Raw genomic sequence first — 17,318 nt, 5'->3', positions numbered from 1 at the left:
GCGCGGCTGCGCCGGTACCCCGCCGCGCGGGCCTCGCCACGCACCACCTCGGTTGTGGGTGGCGTGATGCGCGCCTCAATCGCGCGGAGCCTCCACCGTCACGACCGTCGCCTTGACCGACGCCACCGCGAGCGAGCCAGGTTCGAGCGCCAGCTCGTTCGCCGCCTCGGCCGACATCAGCGACACCACCCGGTGCGGACCGCACTGCAGGTCGACCTGCGCCATCACCCCGTCGATCTGCACGCGGGTAACGATCCCGACGAACCGGTTACGGGCACTGGAGGTGATGCCGGTCGGGTCATCGGGCTCGTCGGCGAGAGCGACCGCGCGCTCGGCGAGGGCGGCGCCGGGGATCTCCACCGGCGAGGACCCCGTCGTCGGAAGCACGCCCTGGTCGATCCACCGACGCACCGTGTCGTCGCTCACTCCGAGGAGGCGCGCGGCCGTCGCGATGCGGAAGGTGTTTGGCATCCCCCGACCGTAGCGCCTGAGTCCGCCGGGGCGTGGGACGGTCTCGGGGATGACACAGGGGGTGCGTTCGGGGCTCCTGACGTTGTGCGCCGCCTCGGGTGTGGCGACGGGGTTTCACACCGAGGGGACCCGCAGTATCGGTCTGCGGCCGACCACTCCGCCGGTGAGCGCCGGGAGGCTCAGCCCGCTCTCGGGTATGACGGGGAGGCGTCCCACAACCCCCTCTCGATGGTGAGTGTGGGACGTACGGTTGCCGCGAAGCTAACCGGTGATGAGGGGTAACGATGAGCGCGCGTGGTGTGGCGGTAGTAACGGGAGGGCCGCGTGCGGCGCTCAGCCGGATGACTTCTCGCGGGACGGGGCACGTCATCCAGGTCGGTTCGGCCCTCGCCCATCGCGGGATCCCGTTGCAGGCGGCCTACTGTGGCGCGAAACACGCCGTCCATGGCTTCACCGACGCCGTTGTCGCGGAACTCACGCACAATCACAGCGACGTAGCGGTGTCACTGGTGGACATGCCCGCGCTGAACACGACGCAGTTCGGCTGGGTCAAGTCGAACTTCCCCGAACACCCCCAGCCCGTGCCTCCCATCTTCGAACCCGAAGTCGGCGCACGTGCGATCGCGGACGTTGCGGACGTTCCACGTCGACGCACGTGGGTGGGCGAACCCACGGCGGCCACCATCCTCGGCGCGCGATTCGCCGGCCGGTTCCTCGACTGGTTCCTCGCGAAGACCGCGTACAGCGGGCAGGTTGAGACGGGCAAGCCTCGCTCTACGCAGCCCGCGAACCTGTGGGAGCCTGTCGCGGGCGACCACGGCGCCCGAGGCATATTCTCCGACGACGCCCACTCGTTCAGCCCCCAGACGTGGGCCATCCGCCACCGCCGACCCGTCTTCTCCACCCTCGCCCTCACTCTTGCCGCCGCGGTCGGGATGACGGCGGCGGCAGCTCGACGACGCTAACCACCGCCCGAGTGATCTCGGTGACCGGAGCGATACCGACCGCTGGTACGAGATCCACATGATTGGCTTCACGTGAGCCACGCGGCGGGTCAGCGCCGGCGCCGGTGCCCGAGCGCTGGTCGACAAACCACGCCCGTCACGATGCAATGGACCCGTGACGAAGGACGAGCGCGATCTCACCCTTGCCCGCGACGGATATCGCGTGACCGTCCTCGGCGTCCCCAACAGCGTGAGCGCATACTGCATCGGCGTCGAAGGCGCCCCGGCCGCGTTGAGGGAGGCGGGCCTGCTCGAGGCGCTCGCTCTCGGCGGGACGCCGGTTGTCGATGCGGGCGACCTGACGACACGCGTCTGGCACCCCGACCACGCGAGCCCGTTCGTCCAGAACGTCGGCGAGGAAGCCCAGGCGTCGACGGAGCTCGCGGAGGCGGCGGGAGCACTCCTTGCGGGCGGCCGACGGCTTCTGGTGATCGGAGGGAGTTGCATGGTCGCGTTCGGCATCTGCCGGGCGATGAAGATAGCCGGCGCCCGTCCGCGTCTGATCTACATCGACCGGCACCTCGACCTGAACACGCCGCGGTCGACGACCGAGGGTTCGTTGAGCTGGATGGGCATGGCGCACGCTCTCGGACTCGACGGCACCGCCTCCGAACTCGCATCGACAGGTGATGGCGCGCCCGTCCTCGATCCATCCGACCTCGTCTACCTCGGCGCGGATCCCGCTCGACAGGCCACTGCGTGGGAGCGCGAACAGCTCGACGTTCTGAAGATCGGTGTCGTCGATCAGGCCGCGCTGTGCGCCGACCCCACCGCAGCGGCACATCGGGCGATAGCCCACCTCGATGACGGGCCCTTCGTCGTGCACCTCGACGTCGACGTCCTCGACTTCCTAGACGCTCCGATCGCAGAGAACGTCAACGGGCGCAACAGCGGCCCGACCATCGAGATGGTGGGCCGAGCGCTGTCCCATCTCGTCCACCACGAGAACTGCTGGGGCCTGTCGATCGGGCAGCTCGTCCCCGCCCACGCCGCGTCCGACCCCACCGCGCTCCCCCGCCTCGTATCGGCCCTGGGGGCAGCCTTCGCCCCGGATGCGCCCCCTTCCCGTTGAGCGCTCACGCGTCGTAGGAGAGGGAGGCGGACAGATTCGCTCACGTCCCCGCGCGGTTCACCACCAGCCCGACGGTGGACTTCTCGAATCCACGAAACTGCTCCCACTCCGTCTCGGCCCGCCCCCGCCCCCGCGCGGCTGACCTAGGCTCAAGCCATGGATGCCGACCACGCACACGCGACATCGCGTCCGGTGTCCGTGCCGCTCGGCGCCACCGTCACGTCGGCAGCAGGCCCGGCCGCCCAGCTCGGCGCGATCCGTTCCACCGGAGGGCCCCGACCGGCAGACCCGCAGCGGCCCGGACCGCAGCGCGAACCCGGCGCTGTCCGCGCCACCGGCGCCCCGACCGACGGCGGCCTGCAAGACCGCTTCGGCCGCGTCGCCACCGACCTGCGCGTCTCGGTGGTCGACAAGTGCAATCTGCGCTGCACGTATTGCATGCCGGCCGACGGGATGCCGTGGCTCCCGCAGTCGCAGCTGATGAGCACCGATGAGATCCGCCGCATCGTCCGCGTGGCGGTGCAGTCGCTCGGCGCCGAGGAACTGCGCCTCACCGGCGGTGAACCCCTCGTGCGCAAGGACCTCGAGTTCATCATCGCCGGCATCCGCGCCGACAACCCCGACCTGCCGATCTCGATGACGACCAACGCCGTCGGCCTCGACCGCCGCGCGCAGGCGCTGAAAGACGCGGGGCTCACGCGCGTGAACGTCTCACTCGACACCCTGCACCCCGAGACCTTCGCCGAGCTCACCCGCCGCCCCCACCTCGACAAAGTGCTGGCCGGCCTCCAGGCCGCCCGCGCGGCCGGTCTCGGGCCCATCAAGATCAACGCGGTGCTGCTGCGGGGCATCAACGACACCGAAGTCGTGCCGCTCGTCGACTGGGCCGTGTCGAACGGCTTCGAGATGCGGTTCATCGAGGACATGCCGCTCGACGGCGATCGTTCATGGAGCGCGACCAACGTCATCCCGGCGCGTGACATCCGCGCGGCCATCGAGCAGAGCTTCAGCCTGACCGCCGATCCGCGTGGCCGGGGCGCCGCCCCCGCCGAACGCTGGGAGGTGCGCCGCCACGGCGAGACGACGCTAGCCGGACACGTCGGCATCATCTCGTCGGTGACCGAGCCGTTCTGCTCCGCCTGCTCGCGCACGCGCGTCACCGCCGACGGTCGCATCCGCTCGTGCCTGTTCTCGCACGAAGAGACCGACCTGCTCACGGCGCTCCGTGACGGCGCCGACGACGAGGGGCTCGCGCAGATCTGGCGGGATGCCATGTGGACCAAGCCCCGCGCCCACGGCTCCGACCGGGTCGGACTCGCGCGCCCCGACTTCGTCCAGCCCGAGCGCACGATGAGCGCGATCGGCGGATGAGGCCGCTCGTCGAGCCCGTGGCATCCCTCGCCCCGGAGGAGCTCATCCGCACCGCCCGTCACGCCGTGCTCACGGGCATCGGCGAGGAGGGGCAGCGTCGCCTCGCCGCCGCCCGCATCGCCGTGGTGGGTGCCGGCGGCCTCGGCTCCCCCGTGCTGCTCTCGCTCGCCGCGGCCGGGGTGGGCGAGCTCGTGATCATCGACGACGACACGGTCGAGCGGACGAACCTGCAACGCCAGCTCGCGCACCGCGTTGCCGACATCGGCACCGCGAAGACGGCATCCGCCGCCCGCGCCGTTCGCGACCTGTCGCCGCTCACCGTCGTTCACGAACGAAACCTCCGGCTGACCTCCGACAATGCCCTCGAGCTGTTCGCGGGTGCCGACCTCGTCATCGACGGCAGCGACACGTTCGACACGCGCGAGGCCGTCGCAGCGAGCGCCGAAGCCCTCGGCATCCCCCTCGTCTGGGGCGCGGTGCAGGAATGGGCGGCGCAGGTGACGGTGTTCTGGTCGCATCCGCCCGAGGGATACGCGGCCGTCGTCCTCGGCGACCTCTTCCCGCCCGGTTCTGCCGGTGAACCCCCGACGTGCGCCCAGGTCGGCGTGCTCGGCTCGCTGTGCGTCCAGGTCGGCGGGCTTCTCGCGACCGAGGCGATCAAGCTCGTCACGGGAGCGGGTGAGCCCCTCCTCGGGCGTCTCGTCATCATCGACGCGCTGCGCGCCCGGCACGACGTCCTCCCGCTCGCCGGGGCGCGGCGACCATGACCCGCCGGTTTCGCGTGCTGACAGTCCCGGCATCCGTCTCATCCCCGTCCGGAAGGTTCCCCTCGTGACCGCCCTCCTCACCGTCGAAGAGCACCGCGCCCGAGTGCTCGCCGCCGTCGCCCTGCTGCCCGCCGAGTCGGTGCCGCTGTCGGAGGCGTCGGGCCGAACCCTCGCCGAACCGGTGCTCGCGGCGCACGACCTACCGGGCTTCGACAACTCCTCGATGGACGGTTTCGCCGTGCGCTTCGCCGACGTCGAGGGGGCGGATGCCGGGAACGCCGTGACTCTGCGCGTGGTCGCCGACCTCCCCGCCGGCACCGCCGACGACCCCGCGCTCGCCCCCGGCGAGGCCGCTCGCATCATGACGGGTGCCGTCGTCCCCGCCGACGCCGACGCCATCGTGCCGTTCGAGGACACCGTCGGCGGACTCGCCGATTCACTGGGCGCCGTGACCGTGCTCCGCGCGCCGACGGCCACCGGCGCGTTCATCCGCCGCCGAGGCGGCGACACCCGCACCGGCGACGCGGTGCTCTCTCCCGGTGAGCGTCTCGGCGCGTTCGCCCTGGGTGCCGCTGCGGCCGCGGGCGTCGACACGGTCACCGTCACGCGCCGCCCCCGCGTCGCGATCGTTTCCACCGGTAGCGAGCTGGTCGCGCCCGGCCACGCGCCCGGCCGCGGTCAGACTCCCGACTCGAATGCGACGCTGCTGGCGGCCGTCGTCGCCGACGCCGACGCCGACATCGAGCTCGTCGACCGTATCGGCGACGATCCCGCGGGCATCGACGCCGTGCTGGCGCGCGCCACCCGCGCCGATGTCGTCGTGTTCACCGGCGGAGTGAGCGCCGGTGCCTACGAGCCCGTCCGCCTCGCCCTCTCCGACCGGATCGCCTTCGAGAAGGTCGCCATGCAGCCCGGCAAGCCGCAGGCCTTCGGTGTTCTGGATGACGGCCGGTTGGTGTTCGGGCTGCCCGGCAATCCCGTGAGCGTCGCGGTGTCGTTCGAGGTGTTCGTGCGTCCGGCGCTGCTCGCCCTGCAGGGGCGCACCACCGTCGATCGACGTCTCGCCCGGCTCACGGCATCCGAGAGCTGGACGACCCCGCCCGGCCGCCGCCAGTACCTCCCCGCCGTCGTCGATCTCGTCACCGGCACCGTCCGCCCGGCCACCGCGGGTGGTTCCGGATCGCACCTGGCCGCCTCGCTCGCGCGCGCCGGGGCGTTCGCGATCGTGCCGGCCGACGTCTCCGCGGTGTCGGTGGGCGACCCGCTCGATGTCATGCTGATTCCATGACCTTCACCCACCTGGATGCCGCGGGCCACGCCCGCATGGTCGACGTCACGCTGAAGCAGCCCACCGTCCGCACCGCGACCGCTCGCGGTTTCGTCCGGTGCGCACCCGAGGTCGTCGACGCCCTCCGCGGCGGCACCGCCCCCAAGGGCGACGTGCTGGCCGTGGCCCGCATCTCCGGCATCCAGGCCGCGAAGTCCACGCCTGCCCTCCTTCCCCTCGCGCACGTCATCGGCGTTCACCGCGCCTCGGTGGACCTCGCCATCACCGACGAAGGGGTCGAGATCGAAGCCACCGTCGGCACCGCCGACCGCACGGGCGTCGAGATGGAGGCGCTCACGAGCGTCTCGGTCGCCGCCCTCGCGATCGTCGACATGGTGAAGGGCATGGACAAGGGCACGTTCATCGAGAACGTGCGCATCGTGTCGAAGACCGGCGGCAAATCCGGCGACTGGGTGCGTCCTGGGGAGGAATTGTGAGCGTCCGCGTCCGCTACTTCGCCGCCGCCGCCGAGGCCGCCGGCACCGATGCCGAGGACCGCACCGAGTCGACCCTCATGGCCCTGCGCACCGCGGTCGTCGTCGACCACCCCGCGCTCGGCGGCATCCTGGACCGCTGTGCCGTGCTCGTCGACGGCACCCGCCACGACGACGACGCCCCGCTCGCGGATGTCACCTACGTCGACGTGCTGCCGCCCTTCGCCGGCGGCTGAGTCGCGCGGCGGACGAGTGCACCGCCGCCTCCACGCGCACGTTCCACGCACAAACGCGCGGATCTCGCACGACACGGCCGAAAGCCTGCGAGGAAGACGCGTCTTACGGGCAGCGCAGCGCTATCCCCCCAGCCCCTTCCACGCCGTCGTGCCGTCGGCTTCGACCTGCCGCTTCCACACGGGCAGCTCGGTCTTGATGGTCTCGATCACACGTCGGCAGACCTCGAACGCCTCCGCGCGGTGACCGGATGCCACGGCGATCACGACCGCCGCCTCGCCGACGCCCAGGCGCCCCACCCGGTGGCTGACCGCGACGATCGCGTCGGTCCCCTCGGCCGCCGCGGCGGCGATGCGGTGCAGAGCCTGCTCGGCGTCGGGGTGCGCGCTGTACTCGAGCGCGATGACGGCGTCGGACGCGTCGGGGTCGGTGTCGCGCACGCGCCCGACGAAGGTGGTCACGGCTCCCGATGACGCGTCTTCGACAGCGTCGAGGTGCGCGTCGAGATCGAGCGGCGTCTCGGAGAGGCGCGCTATGCGCACGGAGCCCCGAAGAGGAAGGTCGGACGGCGAACCGCTGTCGGGCGTGGTCATGCGTGGTCTCCTCCGGCGAGTTGGTCGAGCACGTGCGGCGCGACCTCCGCGATCACCGCGACCCCGGATGCCACGGCTCGGGTCGACCCGGGCAGGTTGACGATCAGCGTGCCCGGGTCGACGATGCCGGCGAGCCCCCGGGAGATGATCGAGAGAGGGGTGTCGGACAGGCCACGACGGCGGAGCTCTTCGGCGATGCCGGGAAGCTCGCGGTCCAGCACCCGGGCCGTGCCCTCGGGCGTACGGTCGCGCGGTGCGATGCCCGTGCCGCCGGTGGTGACGACGAGCCCGGGGCCCGCCGAGACGGCTGCGCGCAGGGCACTCTGCACGCTGTCGGCACCGTCGGGGACGACGATCGCATCGGCGCAGTCGAACCCTGCCTCGCGCAGCAGCGAGACGGCGAGCGGACCACCCCGGTCTTCGCGGAGTCCGGCGGCGGAACGGTCGGAAACGGTGATCACCCGGGCGGCATGCGGCACGGGATCAGCCTAGGCGCGCCAGGATGTCACAGGCCCCGCGGGCGGGCGACACCGCCGTCATCCGCCGATCGTCTCGACCTCGGGCACCTCCGGTGCGATGCGTCCCGCCTCGGACTGCGGCTCGGGGTCTTCGCGCTGCACGTGCTCGGCAGCAGCGGTGATGCGTCGCGCCATGCCGCTGAAGATCAGCCCGTGGAACGGCAGGACCGCGAGCCAGTAGAGCCGCCCGGCGAGACCCGTGGGGAAGAACAGTGCACGCTGGTCGAAGCGGGCTCCGTCACCCTCGGGGGTCGCACGCAGCTCGAGCCATGCCCCGCCGGGGACCTTCATCTCGGCACGCAGCCGCAGCAGGCTGCCGGGTTCGATGGCCTCGACGCGCCAGAAGTCCAGCGCGTCGCCGACGGTGACGACGGAACGGCTGCGGCGTCCGCGCGCGAGGCCCACGCCGCCGACGAGCCGGTCCATCCAGCCGCGGATCGCCCAGAGCAGCGGCGAGGAGTACCAGCCGTTCTCTCCGCCGATCCCCTCGATCACCGACCACAGCTGCTTGGCGTTCGCCGTCGTCGTCATCGAGCGCTTGTCGGTGTAGACCAGACGGCCGGCCCAGTCGGGGTCGCTCGGCAGCGGGTCGCTCGGAACGCCCGAGACCTCGGCATCCAGCCAACTGGTCTCGATGTCGTCGTTGTTGACGCGCCTCATCGCCAGGCGGACCGCCTCGCGGTAGGGCATGAGTCCCGCCTCGGGACGCGGGATGAGGTCGTCGACCGCGCGGTCCTTGACCACGCAGTCGTTCTGCAGCGACTCCACGAGCGGGCGCGCGATCGCCTTCGGAATCGGTGTGACGAGGTTGACCCAGTGCGACGCGAGCCGCGGCGTGAGCACGGGCAGCGACGCGATCGGACGCTGGTTCAGGCCCGCTTCGAGGGCGTAGCCGTTCATCATCTGCCCGTACCGCAGCACGTCGGGTCCGCCGATGTCGACGGCCCTGTTGACGTTGGGCGCCACGCGCGCCGCCCCCAGCAGGTAGTGCAGCACGTCGCGCACCGCGATCGGCTGGATGAAGTTGCGCACCCACTTCGGCGCGGGCATGTACGGCAGCACGTCGGTGAGGTGACGCACCATCTCGAACGACGCGGAGCCCGAGCCGATGACGACACCGGCCTGCAGCACCAGGGTGGGCACCCCGCTGGCGAGCAGGATGTCGCCCACCTCGACGCGAGAGCGCAGGTGGGCCGAGAGGGGCGTGTCGAGCGGGTGCAGGCCACCGAGGTACACGATGCGACGCACGGATGCCGCGGCGGCCGCGTCCGCGACGGTCTGCGCCGCGCGCCGGTCGGTGCTCTCGAAGTCGCGGCCGCCGCCCATCGAGTGGATCAGGTAGTAGACGACGTCGACGTCTTCCACGGCCTCGGTGACGGCCGAGGTATCGGTCGCATCGCCCTGTACGACCTCGACGTCGCCGCCCCACGGGAACGCCGTCGCGCGCCGGGGGTCGCGCGCGAGCACGCGCACGCGGTAGCCCGCCGCGATCAGGCGCGGAACGAGGCGCCCACCCAGATATCCGGTGGCGCCGAGCACGAGGGCGCGCGGTGCCGAGCCGTCGTCACGGGGCTGCGCGACGAGGGCGGGTTCGCGGCCGGTGGGTGTGGTCAGCTCGCTCATGCCCGTCACCGTACGCCGGGCCTCCGACATCCCCGGGGGCTTGACGGCGGCGCTAGGGTGGGCGCGTGATCGACGCGTCCCCCGGCCCGCTCGCCGAGGCCCCCGCCGGATCCTTCCGCGGTCGCGTCGGAGCAGGGGCTCGCCGGTGGCTGGGCATCCGTTACGGCCGGGCCCCCGTCGGGGACCTCCGGTGGCGCACGCCGCGCGCCGCGCCCGACGCGGTCGAGGAGGTCGACGCCGTTTCCTTCGGCGCGGCGTGCCCGCAGCCGCCCAGCCCCCTGCCGCTCGGCGACGGCATCGCGCAAGATGAGGATTGCCTGTTCCTCAACGTCTGGGCTCCGGATGCCGAGACACCGTCGCCCCGCCCGGTGATGGTATGGGTGCACGGCGGCGCATACGTGTTCGGTGCCGCGAGCCAGCGCACCTACGACGGCGCTCATCTGGCCGTGGCGGGCGACGTGATCGTGGTGACCCTGAACTACCGCCTGGGCACCCTCGGCTTCCTCGGTATCGACGCGGCTCTCCCGGGCGCCGGGTTCGAGGGCAACCTGGGCCTTCGCGACGTCCTCCTCGCGCTGACCTGGGTGCAGCGCAACATCGCCGCGTTCGGCGGCGACCCCGATCGGGTGACGCTGTTCGGCGAGTCCGCGGGCGGCGGCGTCGTCACGACGCTCTTGGCCACACCGTCGGCATCCGGACTCTTCCACCGCGCCATCGCCGAGTCGTCGCCGGCGTCGAGCGTCTACGGCCGCGAGCGCGCGGGCAAGGTCGCGACGCGGTTCGTCCAGTCGCTCGGTGTCGACCCTGATGCGCCCGACGCCGCCCGCCAACTGCGGGAGATGAGCCCCGCGACCCTGGCGGCGGCCGGTCAGCGCCTCTTCGCCGAGGTGCCCGAGCACGACCCGGGGACCCTCGCGTTCGCCCCGACCGTCGACGGCGACCTCGTGCCCGAGGCGCCCGTGACGGTGCTGCGCGAGGGACGTGGACTCCCCGTGCCCCTGATGATCGGCACGAACAAAGACGAGGCGTCGCTCTTCGTCTACATGAAGTCGCCGCTCATCCCCGTCACCGGCGACCGCATCGAGCGGATGTTCGCCGACATGGCCGCCGAGAACCCCGACGTCGTGCTGCCGGAGCGCTCACAGGTGCTCACCGCGTACGAGCACGTCCGCCATCGCGCGCTGGGCCTCGGCATCGCCGGCGACATCGGCTTCCGCCTGCCCACGCTGTGGGTGGCCGAGGGTCACGCCGCCGTCGCGCCCGTGCACCTCTACCGCTTCGATCACTGCACACCGTTCTTCCGTCTCGTGCGCCTGGGCGCCACGCACGGCAGCGAGCTGATCTACGTGTGGGGCACCCTCGACGGCGGTCCGAAAGACCCGACCTTCCGCCTCGGAGGGCGCCGCGCCGGAGAAGAGCTGTCGACGCGGATGCAGCAACGCTGGAGCGCGTTCGCGTACGGTCGGGCGCCATCGGCATCCGGTGCCCCCGACTGGCCCGCGTACACGGTCGACTCCCGCGCAACTCTCGTCATCGACCGGAACGACCGCATCGTCGACGACCTCGACGCCGACCTCCGACGTGCGTGGGGTGACGGCGTGCTGGCCTTCCGCTAGCACGACCCCGCCCCCGGTGCCCCGACTGGCGACCTCGCGGCGATCGGGGTAGGGGTAGAAGAATGAACGAGAACACTCCCTCGGCATCCCCCTCCCCCCGTCTCGAGGTCGACGACGTCATCGTCGTCGACACGAAACGCGTGCGCACCGCCATCGGCGGCACCGTCGTCGGCAACTTCATGGAGTGGTTCGACTTCGGTATCTACGGTTACCTCGCGTTGACGCTCACCGCGGTGTTCGCCTCGGACGTCCCCGACCCGTGGGGGCTGCTGGTCACCCTCCTGGGTTTCGCGATCTCGTTCCTCGTGCGTCCTTTCGGTGGTTTCGTCCTCGGCCCCCTCGGCGACCGCATCGGTCGGCAGAAGGTGCTGTTCCTCACGATGGCGATGATGGCCACGGCGACCGCGCTCATCGGCATCCTGCCCACCTCCGCGCAGATCGGGCTGTGGGCGATCGTGCCGCTGTACCTGTTGAAGATGGTGCAGGGCTTCTCCACGGGCGGCGAGTACGCCGGAGCGACCACCTACGTCTCGGAATTCTCCCCCGACCGCCGCCGCGGCTTCTGGTCATCGTGGCTCGACGTGGGCTCCTACGTGGGCTTCGCCGCGGGCGCGTCGGCGGTGGCGCTGACCACGGCCATCACCACCTCGATCTCGGGAGAGAACGCCATGGTCGAGTACGGCTGGCGCATCCCGTTCCTGCTCGCCATCCCGCTGGGCGTCGTGGCGATCTACTTCCGCCTGCGGATCCCCGAGACGCCGGCGTTCGAACAGGCCGGTACCCACGAGGCCGACGCCGACGACCCGATGGCCCGCCAGGGCCTGGTCGGCATCGTGCGCCACCACTGGCGCGCGCTGCTCATCGGCATCGCGCTGGTGGCCGCCACCAACACCGCCGGCTACGCACTGACCAGCTACATGCCCACCTACCTGGAGAAAGAGGTCGGCATCTCCAACATCGCGGCAGCCGTTGCGACGGTCCCCGTGCTGCTGGTGATGTCGGCGACGCTCCCGCTCATCGGGCGCCTCAGCGATCGCATCGGTCGCAAGCCCGTCTACGCGATCGCCGCGGGCTCCGCGCTCGTGCTGCTGGTGCCGGCGTTCCTGATCATGCAGATCGGCGAGCTGTGGGCGGTGATGATCGCGCTGTGCATGGCGGCGGTGCCGGTGGCGTTCTACGTGGCGATCTCGGCATCCGCCCTGCCCGCGCTGTTTCCCACGGCATCCCGCTTCGGAGCCATGGCCGTCGCCTACAACGTTGCCGTCTCGCTGTTCGGCGGAACGACCCCCCTGTTCAGCCAGGCCCTCATCGACTGGACCGGAAACACCCTCATGCCCGCGTTCTACATCATGTTCTTCGCGGCGCTGGGGCTCATCGCCCTGCTGTCGATGCGCGAGACCGCCCGACGGCCGCTGCTCGGCTCGATGCCGACGGTGGAGACCCCCGCCGAGGCGGAGGCCATCGTCGAGCGGCAAGACCACGACCCGCTCATCGACACCTCGACGATGCCGCTCGCGGTCCGCCGGCCCTGAACCGCACCCCGCCACCACGGGAACCGGTCGGATCGGACGGAATCGGATGCCACACCCCTGGCATCCGGTTCCGCGATGATTCCCCGATATGGCGACGCGCACCACCGCGCCCGCTCAGGATCGGCCGGATCGGACGCCCCGACACGGTGACGTCCGCACCACCGCCCCCGGTACGCGAGCCGGCGGCGCGGCGCGTTCAGCGCCGGCGACTGTTGCCGAACAGGCCGCGGATCACGCCCGACACGATGCTCTTGGTCGCCCCGCGCCCGAGCAGCCCGTCCAACCCGGGCGTGGGTGCGCTCGCGCGGGATCGCGGCGCCGACGTGGACTTCAGGATCCGCTCGTACTCACGCTGCGCCTCCTTCTGCGCGGCGGCGTTGCGCTTGTCGATCGCGGCCTTCTGCTTGGCGTACTCGGCCTCATCGGCGGCGGCCTTCTTCGCCCGTTCCTCCGCCTCGCGGGCCTCCGTCGCCGCCTGCATACGCGCGCCGAGGATCTCGCGCGCCGACTCGCGGTCGATGGGTGATCCGTAGGTGGAGAAGAGGGGGGATGCCGACACGGCCGAGGCCATCGCGTCGGCGGCGATCGGCGACATCGACGCCCGCGGCGCGAAGATGCGCGTCCAGGCGACGGGGGTCGGAGCCCCCCGCTCGCTCATCACCGTGATGATCGCTTCCCCCGTTCCCAACTCCTGCAGCACGCGCTCGAGGTCGTAGCCGGAGTCCGGGTAGGTGCGCACCGACGCGCGCAGCGCCTTCGCGTCGTCGGGGGTGAAAGCGCGCAGGGCGTGCTGAACGCGCGAACCGAGTTGGGCGAGGACGTCACCGGGCACGTCCTTCGGCGTCTGCGTGACGAAGAACACGCCCACGCCCTTGGAACGGATCAGGCGCACGGTCTGCGTGATGGCGGAAAGGAACGCCTTCGACGCGTCACGGAAGAGCAGGTGCGCCTCGTCGAAGAAGAACACCAGCTTGGGCTTATCGACGTCGCCCACCTCGGGCAGCACCTCGTAGAGCTCGGCCAGCAGGTACATCAGGAACGTGGAATACAGCTCCGGACGGGATGCCACATTCGGCACCTCGAGCAGACTCACGATGCCGAGGCCCGCGGCATCCGTCCTCAGGAACACGCGCACGTCGAGCTCGGGCTCGCCGAAGAACGATTCCGCGCCCGCGGCGGAGAAGGCGACCAGCTCGCGCAGGATCACCCCCGCGGTGGCGGCCGACAGCCCGCCGATCCCCTTGAGCTCCGCCTTGCCCTCGTCACCGGTGAGGTGAGTCAGCACGGCGCGCAGGTCCGACAGGTCGACGAGGGCGAGGCCCTTCTCGTCGGCGTAGTGGAAGACGAGTCCGAGGCTCGACTCCTGGGTGGCGTTCAGGCCCAGCACCCGGCTGAGCAGCAGGGGCCCGAAGCCCGATACGGTCGCCCGCACCGGGATGCCCGAGCCCACGTCGTCGCCCAGCGCGTAGAACTCGGTCGGGAATGCCCGCGGCGACCAGTCCTGGCCGAGGGCGGCCGTGCGGGCGGCGAGTTTCCCGCTCGGGGTGCCGGGGGCGGCGACACCGGAGAGGTCGCCCTTGATGTCGGCGGCGAACACCGGCACACCGTTCTCCGACAGTTGTTCGGCGAGCAGCTGCAGCGTCCGCGTCTTGCCGGTGCCCGTCGCCCCCGCCACGAGGCCATGGCGGTTGACCATGGCCAGCGGGATGCGGACGGGAACGGATGCCACCGGCCCCCCGTTCATCAGCACCCCGAGGTCGAGCGCGGCGCCGTCGGCGGCGTACCCCGCGGCGATGCCGGCGACCTGCGCCGAGGTGAGCGGAGCATCGGATGCTGCGGACGCAACCGGTGCGGACGCGGCGGGGGCCGTTGATGCCGATGTCTCATCTTCGGAGCGCTGCGGGTCGGTCGTCGGCTCAGGTGCCGTGCCGCTGGTTCCCTCCGCTCGCCCCGCGTGATCCGCCGCGCCGCCGGCCACCGCGCCGCCGTCCGAGGCGCCGCCGCCCGCCGCGTCGCCGCCCGCCGCGCGCACGCGTGCGGCCGCCGCTGCGGCCTCCGCCGCGGCGAGATCGGCACGCGCGCGGGCCAGGCGCAGTTCGGCCTCGGCCGCCTCCGCCTCGGCCCTCAGCCGTGCCACCTCGGCATCGGCTGCGGAGGGAACGGGGGCTGCGTCGCCGGGCTCGCTCATGGGCGTCAGCCTACGGCGAGGCCGCCGCCTCGGCATCCGTTCTCCGGGCGCGTCGAATCGTCAACCGATCCTCATCACGGGCGCGCAGGCGCGAGAAAGCCGCCGCGAGCACGAGGGCTGCTCCGGCCCCCACCAGCGCCCCGCCGATCGTGTCCGACAACCAGTGCGCGTGCAAATACGTCCGACTGAATGCCATCAGCACGACCCAGGCGACCCCGACCATCCGCACCCACACGTGGGGGAACAGCACCGCCGCGACCACTGCGATGGTCGCCGCGTTCGCCGTGTGGCCCGAGGGGAAGGAGCCGTAGTCGCTCAGGATGAGGATGTCTTCCGGGCGCGCCCGGCCGAAGGTCTGCTTGATCACCTGCACGAGCAGGGCACTGCCCACCGACGCGGCGAGGAAGTACACCGCCGACCATCGTCGTCGCGACAGGAACAGTGCCGCAGCCCCCAGCAGCGGCACGATCAGCACCGCGGTGAGGTGGCCTCCCACGGTGTCCATCACGAGGGCGAACACGTACACCGGCTGCGAGGGCGCCGCGGCGAACAACTGGTTCCACCACACGTCGATGGCGAACGGGCTGGGTCCGCGGAAGAACACCCACGCCCCGAGTCCGCACGCGAGAGCGATGAGCACGACACCCACCACGGCTCGGAAGCGCTGCGGACGCGTGTCGAGCACGACCTCGATCGCGCTGTCGCCTATCGACCTGTCATCCATCGACTCATGATGCCGTCTCGGGCGGCGCCACGGAATGGTCGCGCGCTCGGGCGGGCACTCGCTCGTGCTCTGCTACTGTTCGCCGCGGCAAGAGGTGCCTTCGACAACGAATGCCGTGAACCGCACGTGCCGACGGCGCTTCGCGACAATCGACCCGCGCGGTGCCGGGCACCTCATCCACCGACGATCGCCCGACCCGGTGGATGCCGGGAACCGCGCGTGCGGCTCGTGCACCCGCCCCGGCCGGATACCGGCACGCACTCCGTGCGATCCCGCACGTCTCAGGGCGTCAGACGCTCCACCGTGCGCGGACGCACGAGCGTCCACAACGCGATCACGCCGATCACGGCGCAGCCGACCATGACCGACGCCATCGTGGTGGCGGTGATACCTGAGCCGGTTGCGAGCAGTCCGACGAGCGGTGAGATGACCCCCGCGACGCCGAAGTTGGCGGCACCGATGATCGACTGCGCCGTACCCGCCGCCTTGCCGTGCCGGTCGAGCGCGAGCACCTGCGCGCAGGGGAAGGTGAACCCGCACGCGGTCATGAAGAAGAACAGGGGGATGATCGTGCCCCAGAGGCCCAGTCCGAGCTGGTCGGTGAGCACGATCGTTCCACCCGCGAGCACCAGCACCGCGGTCGACACCGCGAGCACCCACTGCGGCCCGAAGCGGGCGGCGAGGCGCGACGCCACCTGCACACCCACGACCACGCCCACCGAGTTGGCGGCGAACAGCACGCCGTATTGCTGCGGGTTGAAGCCGTACGTCACCTGGAAGAGGAACGAGGATGCCGAGAGGTACGAGAACAAGCCGCTGAAGGCCATCGCGCCGATGACGAGCACGCCGATGAACACCCGATCGCGGAAGACGCTGCCGTAGCGCTGCCAGACGGTCGTGGCGCCCGGGCCGCCGCGGCGAGCCGGCGGCAGGGTCTCGGGGATGAAGATGATGGCCGACACGAGCATCACGAAGCCGTAGATCGCGAGCACCACGAAGATCCCGCGCCAGTTCATCACCAGCAGGAGCGCCGAACCCGCCAGCGGCGCAAGCACGGGAGCGACGCCCGAGACCATCGCCATGCGCGAGAGCATGACGACCAGGCGGCGGCCACCGAACAGGTCGCGGATGATGGCCGCGGCCACGACGCCACCGGCGGCGGCGCCCGCGCCCATCAGCACGCGAGCGACCGAGAGGGTGCCCAGGGTCGGTGCGAGCGCTGCGAAGATGCTGGCGGCCACGTGCAACGCGGTGACCGAGAGCAGGGGCAGTCGCCGCCCCACCTTGTCGCTGAGGGGTCCGACGATGAGCTGCCCGAGGGCGAAGCCGATCATCGTGCCGGTCAGGGTGAGCTGAATGGCCGCGGCCGTGGTCTGGAAGTCGGCCTCGAGCACGGGGAACGCCGGCAGGTACAGGTCGATCGTGAACGGACCGAGGGCGGTGAGCGCGCCGAGCAGCACGATGTACAGCACCCGCCGCGACGACGGGATGGCGTCGCCCGGATGCAGCACGATCGGCGCAGTGGCCGGGTTCTTACCCAGCGTCCGGATGGCCCCGGTGGTGGTGGGGGCGGGGCGCGAGGGCGCCGTGGAGGGAGTGATGACGGGGTGGGAGGAAGTATCGAGCACGCGTCTGGTTTCGTTTCGTCACGCCGGACAGCCCGACGCTGTCGGGCTGAGAAAGTGGGGGGATCATCGAACCTCGAATCGATTCGACATCGTCATACTATCGCGACTCCCCCGCCTGCCACCATCCCGGCTCGGGGGTTCCTCCCAGGCCATCGGCCCATTCGCCCGAATAGGCTGGACGTGTCGGCGGACGCCGATGTGTCCCGCCCCGAAGAG

At 71.3% G+C, this 17,318-nt stretch carries 16 protein-coding genes; 9 read left to right on the top strand and 7 right to left on the bottom strand.

Annotated elements, in window-relative coordinates; translation table 11 throughout:
• Positions 1–75: 75 nt before the first annotated feature.
• On the bottom strand, positions 76–471 hold the full coding sequence (locus ASF76_RS08655) for a TOBE domain-containing protein (protein ID WP_055956141.1): 396 nt from the start codon (positions 469–471) through the stop codon (positions 76–78).
• Positions 472–755: 284 nt separating this feature from the next.
• Here ASF76_RS08655 and ASF76_RS08650 point away from each other — a divergent pair, with 284 nt between their 5' ends.
• The 7 genes from ASF76_RS08650 (at position 756) to ASF76_RS08620 (ending at position 6,682) form a co-directional block, all read left to right on the top strand.
• Complete coding sequence (locus tag ASF76_RS08650) at positions 756–1,436, top strand: SDR family NAD(P)-dependent oxidoreductase (RefSeq protein WP_082484944.1); 681 nt, start codon at positions 756–758, stop codon at positions 1,434–1,436.
• 154 nt (positions 1,437–1,590) lie between these two features.
• Complete coding sequence (locus ASF76_RS08645; RefSeq protein WP_055956135.1) at positions 1,591–2,547, top strand: arginase family protein; 957 nt, start codon at positions 1,591–1,593, stop codon at positions 2,545–2,547.
• 156 nt (positions 2,548–2,703) lie between these two features.
• Positions 2,704–3,918, top strand: coding sequence for a GTP 3',8-cyclase MoaA (gene moaA / locus ASF76_RS08640; RefSeq protein ID WP_055956132.1), 1,215 nt, complete (start codon positions 2,704–2,706; stop codon positions 3,916–3,918).
• The gene (locus tag ASF76_RS08635; protein WP_055956129.1) at positions 3,915–4,685 is read left to right on the top strand and encodes a HesA/MoeB/ThiF family protein; all 771 of its coding nucleotides are present in this window, start codon (positions 3,915–3,917) and stop codon (positions 4,683–4,685) included. Before moaA ends, ASF76_RS08635 begins: the two co-directional genes overlap by 4 nt.
• A gap of 64 nt (positions 4,686–4,749) precedes the next feature.
• On the top strand, positions 4,750–5,973 hold the full coding sequence (locus ASF76_RS08630; RefSeq protein ID WP_055956125.1) for a molybdopterin molybdotransferase MoeA: 1,224 nt from the start codon (positions 4,750–4,752) through the stop codon (positions 5,971–5,973).
• Positions 5,970–6,449: a cyclic pyranopterin monophosphate synthase MoaC gene (gene moaC / locus ASF76_RS08625; protein ID WP_055956123.1), complete on the top strand. Its 480-nt coding sequence runs from the start codon at positions 5,970–5,972 to the stop codon at positions 6,447–6,449. Before ASF76_RS08630 ends, moaC begins: the two co-directional genes overlap by 4 nt.
• Positions 6,446–6,682, top strand: a complete 237-nt coding sequence (locus tag ASF76_RS08620) for a MoaD/ThiS family protein (RefSeq protein WP_055956120.1) — start codon at positions 6,446–6,448, stop codon at positions 6,680–6,682. Before moaC ends, ASF76_RS08620 begins: the two co-directional genes overlap by 4 nt.
• Before the next feature lie 120 nt (positions 6,683–6,802).
• Here the strand turns inward: ASF76_RS08620 and ASF76_RS08615 are convergent, their stop codons facing one another.
• The 3 genes from ASF76_RS08615 to ASF76_RS08605 are packed head-to-tail and all read right to left on the bottom strand — an operon-like array spanning position 6,803 to position 9,414.
• On the bottom strand, positions 6,803–7,273 hold the full coding sequence (locus tag ASF76_RS08615) for a molybdenum cofactor biosynthesis protein MoaE (protein WP_055956117.1): 471 nt from the start codon (positions 7,271–7,273) through the stop codon (positions 6,803–6,805).
• Positions 7,270–7,752, bottom strand: a complete 483-nt coding sequence (locus tag ASF76_RS08610; protein ID WP_055956114.1) for a MogA/MoaB family molybdenum cofactor biosynthesis protein — start codon at positions 7,750–7,752, stop codon at positions 7,270–7,272. The genes ASF76_RS08615 and ASF76_RS08610 overlap by 4 nt, the downstream gene beginning before the upstream one ends.
• Before the next feature lie 57 nt (positions 7,753–7,809).
• Positions 7,810–9,414, bottom strand: coding sequence for an SDR family oxidoreductase (locus tag ASF76_RS08605; protein ID WP_055956111.1), 1,605 nt, complete (start codon positions 9,412–9,414; stop codon positions 7,810–7,812).
• A gap of 65 nt (positions 9,415–9,479) precedes the next feature.
• On the opposite strand from ASF76_RS08605, the gene ASF76_RS08600 reads away from it, so the two are divergent.
• Together ASF76_RS08600 and ASF76_RS08595 are read left to right on the top strand one after the other, a co-directional pair.
• On the top strand, positions 9,480–11,030 hold the full coding sequence (locus ASF76_RS08600) for a carboxylesterase/lipase family protein (RefSeq protein ID WP_055956108.1): 1,551 nt from the start codon (positions 9,480–9,482) through the stop codon (positions 11,028–11,030).
• A 62-nt stretch (positions 11,031–11,092) separates the two neighbouring features.
• Positions 11,093–12,562 (top strand): MFS transporter, encoded by a 1,470-nt coding sequence (locus ASF76_RS08595; protein ID WP_055956105.1) that lies wholly within the window; start codon positions 11,093–11,095, stop codon positions 12,560–12,562.
• A gap of 196 nt (positions 12,563–12,758) precedes the next feature.
• Here the strand turns inward: ASF76_RS08595 and ASF76_RS08590 are convergent, their stop codons facing one another.
• The 3 genes from ASF76_RS08590 to ASF76_RS08580 form a co-directional block, all read right to left on the bottom strand.
• A complete protein-coding gene (locus tag ASF76_RS08590) occupies positions 12,759–14,750 on the bottom strand; it encodes a helicase HerA-like domain-containing protein (protein ID WP_055956103.1) in 1,992 nt (663 codons plus the stop codon).
• A gap of 10 nt (positions 14,751–14,760) precedes the next feature.
• Positions 14,761–15,474, bottom strand: a complete 714-nt coding sequence (locus tag ASF76_RS08585) for a phosphatase PAP2 family protein (protein ID WP_082484943.1) — start codon at positions 15,472–15,474, stop codon at positions 14,761–14,763.
• 281 nt (positions 15,475–15,755) lie between these two features.
• On the bottom strand, positions 15,756–17,102 hold the full coding sequence (locus ASF76_RS08580; protein ID WP_200936100.1) for a multidrug effflux MFS transporter: 1,347 nt from the start codon (positions 17,100–17,102) through the stop codon (positions 15,756–15,758).
• Between the last annotated feature and the right edge of the window lie 216 nt (positions 17,103–17,318).

The organism is Microbacterium sp. Leaf151 (assembly GCF_001424225.1).
Lineage (GTDB): Bacteria > Actinomycetota > Actinomycetes > Actinomycetales > Microbacteriaceae > Microbacterium.
Note: the sequence above shows the minus strand (reverse complement) of the source record. Positions and strands in the feature narration are given on the sequence as shown.

What these genes read in the sequence shown, in the direction of transcription:
- ASF76_RS08655 (WP_055956141.1), bottom strand. Translation starts at nt 471, where the DNA reads ATGCCAAACACCTTCCGCATCGCGACGGCCGCGCGCCTCCTCGGAGTG.
- ASF76_RS08650 (WP_082484944.1), top strand. Translation starts at nt 756, where the DNA reads ATGAGCGCGCGTGGTGTGGCGGTAGTAACGGGAGGGCCGCGTGCGGCG.
- moaA (WP_055956132.1), top strand. Translation starts at nt 2,704, where the DNA reads ATGGATGCCGACCACGCACACGCGACATCGCGTCCGGTGTCCGTGCCG.
- ASF76_RS08635 (WP_055956129.1), top strand. Translation starts at nt 3,915, where the DNA reads ATGAGGCCGCTCGTCGAGCCCGTGGCATCCCTCGCCCCGGAGGAGCTC.
- moaC (WP_055956123.1), top strand. Translation starts at nt 5,970, where the DNA reads ATGACCTTCACCCACCTGGATGCCGCGGGCCACGCCCGCATGGTCGAC.
- ASF76_RS08615 (WP_055956117.1), bottom strand. Translation starts at nt 7,273, where the DNA reads ATGACCACGCCCGACAGCGGTTCGCCGTCCGACCTTCCTCTTCGGGGC.
- ASF76_RS08605 (WP_055956111.1), bottom strand. Translation starts at nt 9,414, where the DNA reads ATGAGCGAGCTGACCACACCCACCGGCCGCGAACCCGCCCTCGTCGCG.
- ASF76_RS08595 (WP_055956105.1), top strand. Translation starts at nt 11,093, where the DNA reads ATGAACGAGAACACTCCCTCGGCATCCCCCTCCCCCCGTCTCGAGGTC.
- ASF76_RS08590 (WP_055956103.1), bottom strand. Translation starts at nt 14,750, where the DNA reads ATGAGCGAGCCCGGCGACGCAGCCCCCGTTCCCTCCGCAGCCGATGCC.
- ASF76_RS08585 (WP_082484943.1), bottom strand. Translation starts at nt 15,474, where the DNA reads ATGGATGACAGGTCGATAGGCGACAGCGCGATCGAGGTCGTGCTCGAC.